The sequence below is a fragment of the Arthrobacter sp. 01N444 genome, from assembly GCF_056399305.1.
The window spans coordinates 58,981-71,560 of record NZ_JBFTRB010000007.1 but is presented as its reverse complement, the minus strand read 5'-3'; the positions used below and the strand labels follow the sequence as shown (position 1 = coordinate 71,560).

Sequence of the window (12,580 nt, the reverse complement as noted above, 5' to 3'; positions counted from 1 at the left end):
GGAAGCCTTAAGACTAGAGCCGGTAGTCCACTACCAGCGGGGCGTGGTCGGAGAAGCGTGTGTCCCAGGACGCTGCCCGGTCAACAACGGCTGACACTGCGGCAGCAGCGAGAGCGGGCGTGGCCATGTGGTAATCGATGCGCCAGCCGGTGTCGTTGTCGAAGGCCTGGCCCCGTTGCGACCACCAAGTGTAGGGGCCGTCGACGTTACCCGCCAGGCCCCTGTGAACATCCTTCCAGCCGATTTCCTCGCCGAAGAAACGGTCAAAATAGGCCCGCTCTTCCGGCAGGAAACCGGCACGTTTGACGTTGCCCTTCCAGTTCCTGATGTCCAGCTCCGTGTGGCCGACGTTGAGGTCGCCCACCACCAGCGCGTGGTCACTGTGCTTGGCGAGTTCGGGCAGCCGCTGGACCATGACGTCGAGGAAACGGAATTTGTCGTCCTGCTTGGGAGTGCCGGCCTCGCCCGAGTGCACGTAGGCGCTCACGACGCTCAGCTGTGAGGCCTGCCCGTCCGCGTCCCGCACGATGTAGTCCGCCTCGACCCAGCGTCCGGCCGTGGCGAAGAAGTCATCGCCGATCCCCACCCGGGTGGCCAGGGGCTCCTCCCGGGAGGCAATGGCAACGCCGGCCCGGCCCTTGGCCTCGGCCTCGGCATGGAGAATGTACCAGCCCTCGCCGAGCAGTTCCTCGACGATCGCGTCCGGCGCGCGGACCTCCTGGAGGCACAGGATGTCCACCTCGCGCGGCTCAAGCCACTCCGCCATGCCCTTCTTGTAGGCGGCACGGAGGCCGTTGACGTTGACTGACGCGATGCGAAGGTGGTCCTTCTTCAATGCCGAGCTCACCCGATCCACTCTAGTCGATGATGGTTCCGCTGACGGGAGCGTCATCGCCGCCCGGGGATTTGATCATGTCCCGCGCGTTGGTGGCGGTGATCTCGATGGTCTCCAGGGCGCGGCTGATCGTGTCGCGGTCCGCCGCCTCCCCCTTCGCCCGCTCCTGCTCGACCACCCGGACCTGGACCTGGACAATCTTGAAGGAGTGGTCCAGCTTCATGTCGCGGACGCTGTCCGCTGCGCGGCTTTCGCTCACCACGCGGGTTCCGCCGTGGTCCGCGCTGCCCGCAGCCGGCGGCCGGCCCGCTGCGGCGTTGAACGCGTTCTGGGCCTCGGTCAGCCTGGCTCCGGCCTTCTTGGCGGCCTTCTGGATGCTGAACACGACGAAGGAGGCCAGCGCCAGCCAGAAGCCGGCGATGATCGCCACGATCCAGCCCACGACGTCGTTCTGGTTGGCCGCGAAGATCACGGCCACCACGAACGCGATGATGAAGACCAGCAGCCCCGGCCCGCTGATGCGGAACATGGAAAACCGGCCGCGGGCCGTGGTGTCGTTGGACGTGGACGAGGAGCTACCCAGAGATTGCATGAGCCCATTATCGCAAACGGGGCCGGCCGCCCGTTCCGCTTCCACCCCGGGCGAACGCCGCCCCCGCGCCCGGCCTGGGTCAGGACCAGCGTTTAGGTCAGGACCGGCGTTTAGGTCAGGACCAGCGTTTAGGTCAGGACGGAGGTTTAGGTCAGGACAAGGCAGAACGGGTGGCCGCTGGGGTCCGTGTAGACCCGGAAGGTTTCCGTACCGGCGTCGAGGCTGGTGGCGCCGAGCCGGAGCACCTCGGCTTCGGCGGCGTCGAGGTCCCCGACGAGCACGTCCACGTGCATCTGCTGCGGGTGCTCGGCGTCGGGCCACTGCGGGCGGACCAGCCGTTCCACCCGCTGGAAGGCGACGGCGGGACGGTCGGCGGCGTCGCCGATCGAAATCCATTCCTCGTCCTCCTGCACCCGGATCATCCCCAGCAGCTCCTGGTAGAAGCGGGCGAGCTTGTCCGGGTCCTCGCAGTCGATGACGAGGGCCTGCCATTTTCCGATCATGGGGTCTCCTTTTTTTGGAAGGACGGCTACTTGAGGAACAGTTTGCGCAGCCGGCTCGTGGTGAGCAGGACGCCGAGGGCAATCATGACGAGGTAGTAGCCGATGTGCACGGCGGTGGCCGGGGTGAACACCCCCACGCTGATCTGGCGCAGCAGTTCCACGCCGTGCCACAGCGGCATGGCCTGGATCAGCCACTGGATGGACTGCGGGTAGACGCTGAGCGGGTAGAACGTGGCACTGAAGAGGAACATGGGCAGCATGACGAAGTTGATCCAGTCCATTTGCTGGAACGTCTTCATGTAGCTCGTGATCCCCATGCCGAAGCTCGCGAAGCCGAAGGCGATCAGCACCGAGGCCGGGATCATCAGGATGGCCCACGGCGTGGTGATGAGGCCCATCAGGCCCATGACGGCCGTGAAGCCGGTCGCGTACATGGCCCCGCGCAGCAGGGCGAGGAAGATTTCGCCCATGGCGACATCCAGCGGCCCCAGCGAGGTGTAGAGCATGCCCTGGTACAGCTTGGCGAAGTTCATCTTGAAGAAGACGTTCCACGTGGAGTCGTAGACGGCGCCGTTCATGGCGGACACGGCCAGCAGCGCCGGCGCGATGTACGCGGCGTAGCTGATTTCCTGCCCGCCCGGGCCCTGGACCGACCCGACAATGGCGCCCAGGCCCACGCCCATGGAGATCAGGTACAACACGGGTTCGAAGAACCCGGAGACCATGACCATCCAGTTGCTGCTCTTGGTGGCCATGAGCCCGCGGGCGACGACGGCGCGGACGTTGCGGGAGTAGATGGGCCCGTAGCGGCGGCGGCGCGCGGCTTCGGTGACGCTGTGGTCCCCTGTGTTGAAACTTCCGGTCAGGACGCTCATGAGGCCATCCTTTTGGCGAACTGGCGTTTGGTCAGGATCCAGCCGGCAGCCGCCAGGCCCAGCAGGAAGAGGACGTGGACGACGGTGAGCCACGGCTCTTCCTCGTACCCGTAGCTGACCACGCGGCCAAGCTCGGTTCCGTGCCAGATCGGTGAGATCCAGCCGATCCAGCGGACTGCGAGCGGGAGCGTGTCCAGCGGGAAGAACGTGCCGGAGAACAGGAACAACGGCATGACGATGAACCGCATGACCATGGCGAACTGGCCCTTGTCGTGCTGGATGGTGGCCGCGTAGGCCATGAGCGGCAGGCCGAAGGACAGGCCGGCGAGGGTGGCGATGAGGATCGACACCCAGCCCCAGGCGCCGGGCGAGGCGCCGAAGAGCGCGACGACGGCGAAGTAGATGGCCGACTGCAGCAGGAAGCGCACCGTCACGGCGATGATCTGGCCGCCGGCGATCTGCTCGGGAGTCAGCGGCGAGGCGTGCGGGCCGTAGTAGACGCGCCGCCACTTGAAGCCGTCCATCACGGGGAAGGTGAACTCGTTGGCGGCCGTCATGACGGCCGCCGAGATCAGCAGGGCCGGCGCGATGAACGTCAGGTAGCTGACCCCGCCGAAGACGCCGGCGCCGTTGGCCTCGACCAGGGTGGCCAGGCCAACGCCCATCGCGAACAGGTAGGCCACCGGCTGTCCCACCCCGTACATCACGATGGTCCAGCCGTAGCCCTTCATGACCCGCAGGACCTGTTCGGCGTAGTAGAACGCGCCCCAGCGGCGGGCACGGGCGGCCGAGACTTCCGGCGAGTGCGCGCGCAGGGCCGTCCCCGCCGCGGCGCCCGCCGTCGTTCCCGCTGCCTGAATTGGCTTAGTCAGCTGCTCTTTCTTAGTCAACGAGGCTCCTGCCGGTCAGGCGCAGGAAGACGTCTTCGAGTGAGGAGCGGCGGACCAGTGAGGTGACCGGACGCAGGCCGCGGGCGGTGACCTGCTCCAGGGCGGCCTCGCCGTCGTGGGCGTAGATGAGCACCCGGTCCGGCAGGGTTTCCACGCGTTCGCCGATGCCGCCGAGCTCCGCGCCGACGCTCGCGTTGCGTTCCGAGCCGAAACGCAGTTCCAGGACCTCGCGGGTGGAGTATTCGCGGATCAGGCTGGCCGGCGATCCCTCGGCCATGATCCTGCCCTTGTCCACCACAATCAGCCGGTCGCACAGCTGCTCGGCCTCGTCCATGTAGTGCGTGGTGAGGATCAGGGTGACGCCCTGTTCCTTGAGCCGGAACAGCCGGTCCCAGAGGATGTGCCGGGCCTGCGGGTCAAGGCCGGTCGTCGGCTCGTCCAGCAGCAGGATCCGGGGCTCGTTGATGAGCGAGCGGGCGATTGTCAGGCGCCGCTTCATGCCGCCGGAGAGGGCATCGACCTTGGAGTTGGCCTTATCGGTGAGCTGGGCGAATTCCAGCAGCTCGTCGGCCTTGGGCTTGAGGTAGCTCATGGGCAGGCCGAAATAGCGGCCGTAGACCAGCAGGTTGTCCCGGACTTTCAGTTCCTCATCCAGGTTGTCCTGCTGCGGCACGACGCCCAGGTGGGCGCGGACCTCCGGCCCGTGCTGTTCGGGGTCCAGGCCCATGATATTCAGGCTGCCGGAGGTGCGTTGCGAGACCCCGCCGATCATCTTCATCGTGGTGGACTTGCCGGCGCCGTTGGGGCCCAGCAGGCCGAACGCTTCCCCGGCGGGAACGCGGAAGGAGATGCCGTCGACGGCGGTGACGTCGCCGTAACGCTTGGTCAGGTTCTCGGCGGTGATGACGTATGGGAGAGCGGCGTCGGAGGGGCTGCTCGCGCGTGATTCTTTAGAGGCAAGTTCGGACACCCGCACTACGGTAGTGGATCCCCGCAAACTATGAAAGAGTCTTTTCGTAAAAACTCCTGACGTATCCGTTCCGTTATGCCGGCAGGCGGTAGAACGTGCGGAATCCTGCGGTGGTTGGGCCCGCCGAAAGCCGGCCCAACCACCGCGGGAGCCTTAGGCGGGCCCCGGGCGGCGTTCCTCTGCTCAGCGGTTTTTCTCTGCCCATTGGCGTTCCGCGGTTTCCACCACGTTGGCGAGCAGCATGGCGCGGGTCATGGGCCCCACTCCCCCGGGGTTCGGCGAGAGCCAGGCGGCGACGTCGGCCGCAGCGGGGTCCACGTCGCCGGTGACCACTGCCTTGCCGCTGCCGTCATCGACCCGGCTGACACCGACGTCGAGCACGATCGCCCCGGGCTTGAGGTCCGCGGCCTTGATCATGTGAGGCTGCCCGGCGGCGGCAATCACGACGTCGGCCTGCCGCAGTTCTGCCGGCAGGTCCACCGTTCCGGTGTGGGCCAGGATGACCGTGGCATTGACGTCCTTGCGGGTCAGCAGCAGACCCACGGGACGGCCGATGGTGACGCCGCGGCCCACCACGAGGACGCGTTTGCCGTTCAGGTCGATCCCGTGCCGGGTCAGCAGCTCCACGCAGCCCTTGGGCGTGCACGGCAGCGGGGATTTCATGGGTCCGCTGACGTTGGCCACGAGCCGGCCCAGGTTCATCGGGTGCAGGCCGTCGGCGTCCTTCTCGGGATCCATGGCCTCCAGGATGACGTCCTGGTCGATGTGTTTGGGCAGGGGCAGCTGGACGATGTAGCCGGTGCATTCCGGGTTCTCGTTGAGCTCGCGGACCACGGCCAGGAGTTCGTCCTGGCTGGTCTCTTCCGGCAGGTCGCGGCGGATGGAGGTAATGCCCACCTCGGCGCAGTCCTTGTGCTTGCCGCCGACGTACCAGGTGCTGCCGGGATCGGAGCCCACCAGGATGGTGCCCAGCCCGGGCGTGATGCCCTGGGCCTTGAGCACGGCCACGCGCTCGGTCAGCTCGGCCTTGATGGCGGCGGCGGTGGCCTTGCCGTCAAGGATCCGTGCAGTTTCAGCCGTTTTTGCGGTGTGCGAAGAAGTCATGGCCTACCACTGCTCGTGCTGCGGGTACAGCGGGAAATCGGCGGCGAGCTTGTCCACGCGGGCCTGCAGGGGTTCGATCTCCGTGGCAGCTCCGGACTTCAGCGCCGTGGCGATGATGTCCGCCACCTCGGTGAATTCCTCGGCGCCGAAGCCGCGGGTGGCCAGGGCCGGTGTGCCGATGCGCAGGCCGGAGGTGACCATCGGCGGGCGGGGGTCGAACGGCACCGCGTTGCGGTTGACGGTGATGCCGATCGAGTGCAGGAGGTCCTCGGCCTGCTGGCCGTCCAGCTGGGAGTTGCGCAGATCCACCAGGACCAGGTGCACGTCGGTGCCGCCGGTCAGGACCGAGACGCCCGCGCCGGCGACGTCGGCCTGGCCGAGGCGCTCGGCGATGATCTTGGCGCCTTCGAGCACGCGTTCCTGGCGCTCCTTGAATTCCTCGGTGCCGGCGATCTTGAAGGCCACGGCCTTCGCCGCGATCACGTGCATGAGCGGGCCGCCCTGCTGGCCGGGGAACACGGCGGAGTTAAGCTTCTTGGCCCACTCCTGCTTCGCCAGGATCACGCCGGAGCGCGGACCGGACAGCGTCTTGTGCACGGTGGAGGTCACGACGTCGGAGTACGGCACCGGGCTCGGGTGCAGTCCGGCGGCGACGAGGCCGGCAAAGTGCGCCATGTCGGTCCAGAGCAGGGCGCCGACCTCGTCGGCGATCGAACGGAAGGCCGCGAAATCGAGGTGCCGCGGGTAGGCGGACCAGCCGGCGATGATCACCTGGGGCTTTTCGGCGATGGCCTGCTCGCGCAGCTTGTCCATGTCGATCCGGAAGTCATCTTCCTCGACCTGGTAGGCGGCGACGTTGTAGAGCTTTCCGGAGAAGTTCAGCTTCATGCCGTGGGTGAGGTGCCCGCCGTGGGCCAGGGACAGGCCCAGGATCTTGTCGCCCGGGGTGATCATGGCGGCGAGCGCGGCGGCGTTGGCCTGCGCGCCGGAGTGCGGCTGCACGTTGGCATATTCGGCGCCGAACAGTTCCTTGACGCGGTCGATCGCGAGCTGCTCGGCGACGTCGACGTATTCACATCCGCCGTAGTAGCGGCGTCCCGGGTAGCCCTCGGCGTACTTGTTGGTCAGGACGGAGCCCTGGGCTTCCATCACGGCGCGCGGGGCGAAGTTCTCGGAAGCGATCATTTCCAGGGTGCCGCGCTGGCGGCCAAGCTCCTGGGCAAGGACGGCGGCGATTTCAGGGTCGAGTTCGGCCAGCGGCTGGTTGCTCACGGCGGCTGAGGTGGCGGTGGTAGTAGTCACGAGGAACTCCTGGTTGGCAACGGGTACGGCTATTGGTCAGGCTACCGGCTGGCCCGTTGCGCCGCCCCTTGATTACGGGCCCCTTGACAGCGGGCCGCGACAGCGGCGGCCGGCACCCCGCGCGGGCACCAGCAACGGTGCGGCAGCGGTGATGCTGCCGACCGGTAAGACATGACCCTCGGCCCAGGCGTACGATCCGTGGTCTTCGTGAGTGCCGCTCCCTGATGGTTAGCCATCCAACGCCAGTTGCGACGGGTTAACACTACCAAAACCCTTTCAAAACTGCCCTTGAAGCGCAGGTAGGCTGTTCCTCGTGACTGATGAGAACCTGACTGCCTCCTACATCCTGACTCTCTCCTGCCCTGACCGGCCGGGCATCGTGCACGCCGTCGCCGGGGCCCTCCTGGTGGCGGGCTGCAATATTACAGATTCCCAGCAATACGGCAGCCAGGGTACGGGCACCTTTTTCATGCGGGTCGAGGCGACGACGGCGGCGTCCCAGGCGGAGCTGCAGGCGGCGCTGGAACCCGTGGCGCAGGCCTTCGGGATGCAGTGGAGCCTCAACCCCGCCGGCCGGAAGGTCCGCACCCTGCTGATGGCCAGCACGTCCGCCCACTGCCTGAACGACCTGCTGTTCCTGCAGCGCTCCGGAACCCTGCCGATCGACATTCCGGCCATCGTGTCCAACCACCGCGACCTCGAGGGTTTGGCGGAGTTCTACGGCATCCCGTTCCACCACATCCCGGTCACCCCGGACACCAAGGTCCAGGCGGAGGACGCCCTCCGGGTCCTGATGAAGGAACACGACATCGAGCTCACCGTCCTGGCCCGGTACATGCAGATCATCTCGGACGAGCTCTGCACCGAGCTGACGGGCAAGGCCATCAACATCCACCACTCGTTCCTGCCCTCCTTCAAGGGTGCCAAGCCCTACCACCAGGCGCATGCCCGCGGCGTGAAGCTCATCGGCGCCACGGCGCACTACGTCACGGCGGCCCTGGATGAGGGGCCCATCATCGAGCAGGAAGTCATCCGCGTGGACCACCGGCGCACCGCGGAGCAGTTCGTCCAGATGGGCCGCGACGTGGAGGGCCGGACCCTCGCCCAGGCCGTGCAGTGGCATGCCGAGCACCGCGTCCTGCTCGACGGCAACCGGACGGTTGTCTTTAACTAGAAGCGGTCATTAACTGGAGCTATGGAATCCTCCCGCAGGGACCGGCTCGAATCGTTTGTGGCGCTGTTGAAGAACGAGGGCCGGCACGGCGTGCTGGGCCTGGATTGCGGCCCGGGCGCCGACGGGCTGCACTTTGTGCAGTCCGGCATCCATTTCACCGGTGTCGACCAGTCCGAGGAGAACATCCACATCGCCCGATCCCACGGGCTGGAAGCCTCCGTGGCCGGACCGGTCTCCCTGCCGTTCGCCGATGCCGCGTTTGCCTCAGTGTGGGCGGTGGACGCCCTGGCGGGCCTGCCCGCGGAACAGTGGGACGACGTCGTCCGCGAACTCGGGCGGGTGGCGGAACCGGGCGCGCCGATCGCCGTCGTACTCCCCGCACCCGAACCGCGCAGCTCAGGCGACCCGCGCACCTCGGCCGACCCGCGCGGCGAGGGCTTCACGGTGCTCCGGTCCCCCGCCTGACCCTCCTTTCCCCGTTGAGCGTGTCCTAGGCTGGAGGTATGGCTCCCCTCTACGCATTCGCCGGTACCACTCCGGCCGTCCATGACTCCGCCTTCGTCGCGCCCACGGCGTCCGTGATCGGCAACGCCACCCTGGCCGAGAACTCGAGCGCCTTCTACGGTGTCAGCGTCCGCGCCGATACCGCCGCCATCAGCGTGGGCGCCGGCAGCAACCTGCAGGACAACGTGGTGCTGCACGCGGACCCCGGCTTCCCCTGCACCGTCGGTGCGCGGGTCAGCGTCGGCCACAGCGCCGTGGTCCACGGCTGCACCGTTGAGGACGACTGCCTGATCGGCATGAGCGCCACCATCCTCAACGGGGCCGTGATCGGCGCCGGGTCCCTCATCGCCGCCGGTGCCGTGGTGCTCGAGGGCACCGTCATCCCGCCCCGCTCGCTGGTGGCCGGAGTTCCGGCCAAGGTCCGGCGCGAGCTCAGCGACGAGGAGTTCGCCGGTGTCCAGCACAACGCCGCCCACTATCAGGAACTGGCACGCGCGCACCGCGAACTTCACAGCGCCTGAGGAGCAGTGCGCCGGGGCCGGCGCCGCTCAGTCCAGGGCGATCGGCCCGAGCTCGGAGAGCAGCTCGCCCGGTCCGGGATTCCCGGCCGGGGTGGAGCCACCGAGGTGGTTGACCACGCCCCAGACGGCGTTGAGCCCGGTGGTGACGGCTCCCTCAGCCCAGCCCGCGGTGAAGGAGACGTCGTCGCCGGCGAGGAAGATCCCGCGCTGTTCGGCCGGCAGCCCGTCCTGTTTGAAGTGCGTGAAGAGCCGCTGCTGGTAGCGGTAGTGTCCCGGCAGGTTGGCCTTGAAGGCGCCCATGAAGTTCGGGTCGGCCTCCCAGGAGACCGTGATCGGCTGGCCCACGATGTGGCTGGCGATATCCACCCCGGGGTAGATCTGCTGCAGCGAGTGCAACATGAGCTCCGCCCGTTCCTCCGCGGTGAGCGAGAGCCACTTCAGCGCGTCGTCGTTCCAGGTGTAGGACAGCAGGATCACGGCCGGCTGGTCCGGGCCGTTGTCCAGCAGGTAGGTGGCACGGTTCAACCGGTCGGTCAGCGTCATGGACAGGACCTCGCGGCCGGTGGCCGGGTCGATGTCCTTCCAGAACGGCCGGTCCACCATGACGAAGGTCTTGGAGGACTGCATGTAGTGGGAGCGCTCGATCGCCGTCCACAGTTCGGCAGGGAACAGGGCCTCGTCCGTGTGGATCCTGGTCGAGAGCAGCCATGACTGGCAGGTGGTCACCACCGCCGGGTAGGCGGATTCGCGACCCCAGCGTTCCCGGATCCGGAAGTCGCCGCCGCCGTCGCGGGCGATGCGGTCCACGGCGCCGCGCGGCGCGCCTGCGTGCAGCGAGGCCAGCGAGGTGCCGTCCGGCCAGTGGGCCATACCCGACGGCGCGTGCTCCCACAGTGCCTCGGGGAGCCGCTGCGCGCCGCCGTCGATGAGCCGGTGCCGGTCATCGGCGTCGGTGTAGACCACGCGAAGGATTTCGAGGATCGAGTTGGGGAAGTCGGTGTCCCAGCCACCGGTGCCGAATCCCACCTGCCCGAAGGCCTCGCGGTGGGCGAATCCGGCTTCCTTGAAGGAGTCGCTGCCGGCGATGAAGCCGTAGAACGTCTGCTCGTCCAGCTGCGGGAGCAGCGCGTTCCAGAGGTCCTTGATCCGGGCTGTGTCCCGGGCGCGGATGGCGTCCTGCATCTCGGCGAACGCGGCGCCGTCGTTCACGGCAGCCTTCCACGCGTCCGCCACCTCACGGAAGAACGGCGGCAGGTCCGCGGCGGTCTCGGCATAGTATTTCTGGCCCGCGAGCTCGATCACCGTGCTGGAGGTCGCCGGCGCCAGCGGATTGGGGAAGGCCCGGGTCTGCAGCCCGAGCAGGTCCACGTAGTGGTAGAAGGCCTTGCCGGATTCCGGGAACCGCATTCCGCCGAGGTCCGCCACGATCCCCGGCGCGGACGGGAAACTGGCGGTCCGCAGCCGGCCGCCGATCCTGTCGGCCTCGTAGACAACCGGCCGCAGGCCCAGCTTCATGAGCTCATACGCGGTCACCAGTCCGGACAGTCCGGCACCGACGACGGCGACCTCGGTCCCGTACAGCTCGGGCGGCACCGATCCCAGGCCCTCCGGGTGGGCGAGGTAGTGGTCGTAGCTGAACGGGAAGTCCGGATTCAGCATGGTGATGGGCGCCGCGCCCGCTTCAGCAGCGGACCGGGGAGCCGGAAGTTCGGTGGCGATGGTCATGAGATCTCTGCCTTCATTTCCTGGTGTGTGGTGGTGTTGTCAGGGTGGCGGCTTGATAGGTCAAGGTAGTCCTCGTGGCTCAGCGCAGCCACCCTGGAGTTCTTCCGGCCGTAGCCGAAGTAGGCGGCACAGCCAACGAGCATCCAGGCCCCGAACACCGCCCAGGTCTCGGCGCCGAGGTTGGCCATGAGGTAAGCGCACATGAGGGCGCCGAGAACCGGTGTCAGCGGAAAGAGCGGGACGCGGAAGCTGCGCGTGAGTTCGGGCCGGGTCCGCCGCAGGTAGATGACTGCCACGTTGACCAGGGCGAAGGCGAACAGGGTACCGATGCTGGTCGCGTCCGCGAGGGCACCGAGCGGCACCAGGCCGGCGGTCAGTGCGACGGCGGTGCCCACGATCAGGGTTCCGGCAGCCGGCGTGCCGGTCCGGGCCGAGATCCGGCCGAAGACCTTGGGCACCAGGCCGTCGCGCGACATCGAAAGCAGGATCCGGGTCTGCCCGTACAGCACGGTCAGCACGATGCTGGCGATGGCGAGCACGGCGCCGACGGCGAACACCACGCCAACCCACGGCTGGCCGGTGATTTCCTCAAGGATCTTCACGAGGGCCGCCTCGGTGCCGTCGAACCAGCCCCAGGGGCGCGCGCCGATGGCGGCGACGGCCACAAGCACATAGATGCTGGTGACGATCAGCATGGAGAGCAGGATGGCCCGCGGGAGGTCGCGCTTGGGATTCCGGGCCTCCTCGCCGGCCGTGGAGGCGGCATCGAAGCCGATGTAGGAGAAGAAGACCCGGGAGGCTGCGGCGGAGACGCCGGCGGCGCCCATCGGCATGAGGGGTTCGAAGTGTCCGCCGTTGAAGGCGGTGAAGGCCACGGCGCAGAAGAACAGCAGGATGCCGACCTTGACCAGGACGATCGCCGTGTTGATCCAGGCGCTCTCCTTGGCGCCGCGGACCAACAGCACGGTGGCCAGGGCGACAATCACGATTGCGGGCACGTTCAGCACGCCGCCGGCTCCCGGCGGTTGCGAGATGGCGTCCGGGAGTTCCAGGCCGAAGACCGCCAGGGCCTCGTTGACATACTGGCCCGCACCGACCGCGACGGCGGCCACGGAGACGGCGTATTCGAGCACCAGGCACCAGCCGCAGATCCAGGCCATGCCCTCGCCCATGGTGGCATAGGTGTAGGAGTAGCTGGAACCGGCGGCAGGGACCAGGCCGGCCATCTCCGCGTAGGACACGGCGGAGAGCAGGGCGGCGAAGCCGGCGATGGCGAAGGAGATCCAGATGGCCGGGCCGGCGAGCGGCACCGACTGGCCCAGGATGACCAGGATGCCGGTGCCCAGGGTGGCGCCGACGCTGATCATGGTCAGCTGCAGGACACCGAAGCTGCGGACCAGCCGCGTGCCGCCGTGTCCGGTCTCGGCCTCGCGGACCAGCTGTCCGATCGGCTTGCGGCGCAGGAGCTGGGCGGTGAGCCCGGGACGGCCGGCTTCCGCCGGCGGGCGGTCGCCGATCAGAGTTGGCACAGTCATCATTGACGTCCTTATCTTCAGTAGTGGTCGGTTTCCCGAACCAACCCTAG

The 12,580-nt window shown here is 67.7% G+C and carries 13 protein-coding genes; 3 read left to right on the top strand and 10 right to left on the bottom strand.

The window, feature by feature from the left end; all coding sequences use genetic code 11:
* Window positions 1–13 precede the first annotated feature (13 nt).
* From AC1DKN_RS10485 to glyA, 8 genes are all read right to left on the bottom strand, one after another.
* Window positions 14–847 carry an exodeoxyribonuclease III gene (locus tag AC1DKN_RS10485; RefSeq protein ID WP_476859167.1) on the bottom strand — a complete coding sequence of 278 codons (834 nt, stop codon included), beginning with the start codon at window positions 845–847 and terminating at the stop codon, window positions 14–16.
* Between the two features lie 10 nt (window positions 848–857).
* A complete protein-coding gene (locus tag AC1DKN_RS10480; protein WP_476849122.1) occupies window positions 858–1,427 on the bottom strand; it encodes a hypothetical protein in 570 nt (189 codons plus the stop codon).
* Between the two features lie 146 nt (window positions 1,428–1,573).
* Complete coding sequence (locus AC1DKN_RS10475) at window positions 1,574–1,930, bottom strand: VOC family protein (RefSeq protein ID WP_476871226.1); 357 nt, start codon at window positions 1,928–1,930, stop codon at window positions 1,574–1,576.
* A gap of 26 nt (window positions 1,931–1,956) precedes the next feature.
* On the bottom strand, window positions 1,957–2,805 hold the full coding sequence (locus AC1DKN_RS10470; protein ID WP_476849124.1) for an ABC transporter permease: 849 nt from the start codon (window positions 2,803–2,805) through the stop codon (window positions 1,957–1,959).
* On the bottom strand, window positions 2,802–3,677 hold the full coding sequence (locus AC1DKN_RS10465) for an ABC transporter permease (protein ID WP_476871289.1): 876 nt from the start codon (window positions 3,675–3,677) through the stop codon (window positions 2,802–2,804). The genes AC1DKN_RS10470 and AC1DKN_RS10465 overlap by 4 nt, the downstream gene beginning before the upstream one ends.
* Before the next feature lie 10 nt (window positions 3,678–3,687).
* Window positions 3,688–4,665: an ABC transporter ATP-binding protein gene (locus tag AC1DKN_RS10460; RefSeq protein WP_043436284.1), complete on the bottom strand. Its 978-nt coding sequence runs from the start codon at window positions 4,663–4,665 to the stop codon at window positions 3,688–3,690.
* A 183-nt stretch (window positions 4,666–4,848) separates the two neighbouring features.
* Window positions 4,849–5,769 carry a bifunctional methylenetetrahydrofolate dehydrogenase/methenyltetrahydrofolate cyclohydrolase gene (locus AC1DKN_RS10455; protein ID WP_476856601.1) on the bottom strand — a complete coding sequence of 307 codons (921 nt, stop codon included), beginning with the start codon at window positions 5,767–5,769 and terminating at the stop codon, window positions 4,849–4,851.
* A 3-nt stretch (window positions 5,770–5,772) separates the two neighbouring features.
* The gene (glyA, locus tag AC1DKN_RS10450; protein ID WP_459384157.1) at window positions 5,773–7,071 is read right to left on the bottom strand and encodes a serine hydroxymethyltransferase; all 1,299 of its coding nucleotides are present in this window, start codon (window positions 7,069–7,071) and stop codon (window positions 5,773–5,775) included.
* A gap of 313 nt (window positions 7,072–7,384) precedes the next feature.
* On the opposite strand from glyA, the gene purU reads away from it, so the two are divergent.
* The 3 genes from purU to AC1DKN_RS10435 are packed head-to-tail and all read left to right on the top strand — an operon-like array spanning window position 7,385 to window position 9,270.
* Complete coding sequence (gene purU, locus AC1DKN_RS10445) at window positions 7,385–8,245, top strand: formyltetrahydrofolate deformylase (RefSeq protein WP_079553266.1); 861 nt, start codon at window positions 7,385–7,387, stop codon at window positions 8,243–8,245.
* Window positions 8,246–8,266: 21 nt separating this feature from the next.
* Window positions 8,267–8,710, top strand: coding sequence for a class I SAM-dependent methyltransferase (locus tag AC1DKN_RS10440; RefSeq protein ID WP_476871225.1), 444 nt, complete (start codon window positions 8,267–8,269; stop codon window positions 8,708–8,710).
* A gap of 38 nt (window positions 8,711–8,748) precedes the next feature.
* Entirely contained in the window at window positions 8,749–9,270 is a 522-nt protein-coding gene (locus AC1DKN_RS10435) for a gamma carbonic anhydrase family protein (RefSeq protein WP_223984877.1), read from the top strand.
* Between the two features lie 27 nt (window positions 9,271–9,297).
* Here AC1DKN_RS10435 and AC1DKN_RS10430 read toward each other — a convergent pair whose 3' ends face one another.
* A complete protein-coding gene (locus AC1DKN_RS10430) occupies window positions 9,298–10,995 on the bottom strand; it encodes a flavin monoamine oxidase family protein (protein WP_476856604.1) in 1,698 nt (565 codons plus the stop codon).
* Window positions 10,992–12,530: an amino acid permease gene (locus tag AC1DKN_RS10425; RefSeq protein ID WP_476871224.1), complete on the bottom strand. Its 1,539-nt coding sequence runs from the start codon at window positions 12,528–12,530 to the stop codon at window positions 10,992–10,994. The genes AC1DKN_RS10430 and AC1DKN_RS10425 overlap by 4 nt, the downstream gene beginning before the upstream one ends.
* Window positions 12,531–12,580: the final 50 nt, after the last annotated feature.

Excerpts from the sequence above, each read along its gene's own strand:
- AC1DKN_RS10480 (WP_476849122.1), bottom strand. The coding sequence starts at position 1,427 with ATGCAATCTCTGGGTAGCTCCTCGTCCACGTCCAACGACACCACGGCC.
- AC1DKN_RS10475 (WP_476871226.1), bottom strand. The coding sequence starts at position 1,930 with ATGATCGGAAAATGGCAGGCCCTCGTCATCGACTGCGAGGACCCGGAC.
- AC1DKN_RS10470 (WP_476849124.1), bottom strand. The coding sequence starts at position 2,805 with ATGAGCGTCCTGACCGGAAGTTTCAACACAGGGGACCACAGCGTCACC.
- AC1DKN_RS10455 (WP_476856601.1), bottom strand. The coding sequence starts at position 5,769 with ATGACTTCTTCGCACACCGCAAAAACGGCTGAAACTGCACGGATCCTT.
- AC1DKN_RS10440 (WP_476871225.1), top strand. The coding sequence starts at position 8,267 with ATGGAATCCTCCCGCAGGGACCGGCTCGAATCGTTTGTGGCGCTGTTG.
- AC1DKN_RS10435 (WP_223984877.1), top strand. The coding sequence starts at position 8,749 with ATGGCTCCCCTCTACGCATTCGCCGGTACCACTCCGGCCGTCCATGAC.
- AC1DKN_RS10430 (WP_476856604.1), bottom strand. The coding sequence starts at position 10,995 with ATGACCATCGCCACCGAACTTCCGGCTCCCCGGTCCGCTGCTGAAGCG.
- AC1DKN_RS10425 (WP_476871224.1), bottom strand. The coding sequence starts at position 12,530 with ATGACTGTGCCAACTCTGATCGGCGACCGCCCGCCGGCGGAAGCCGGC.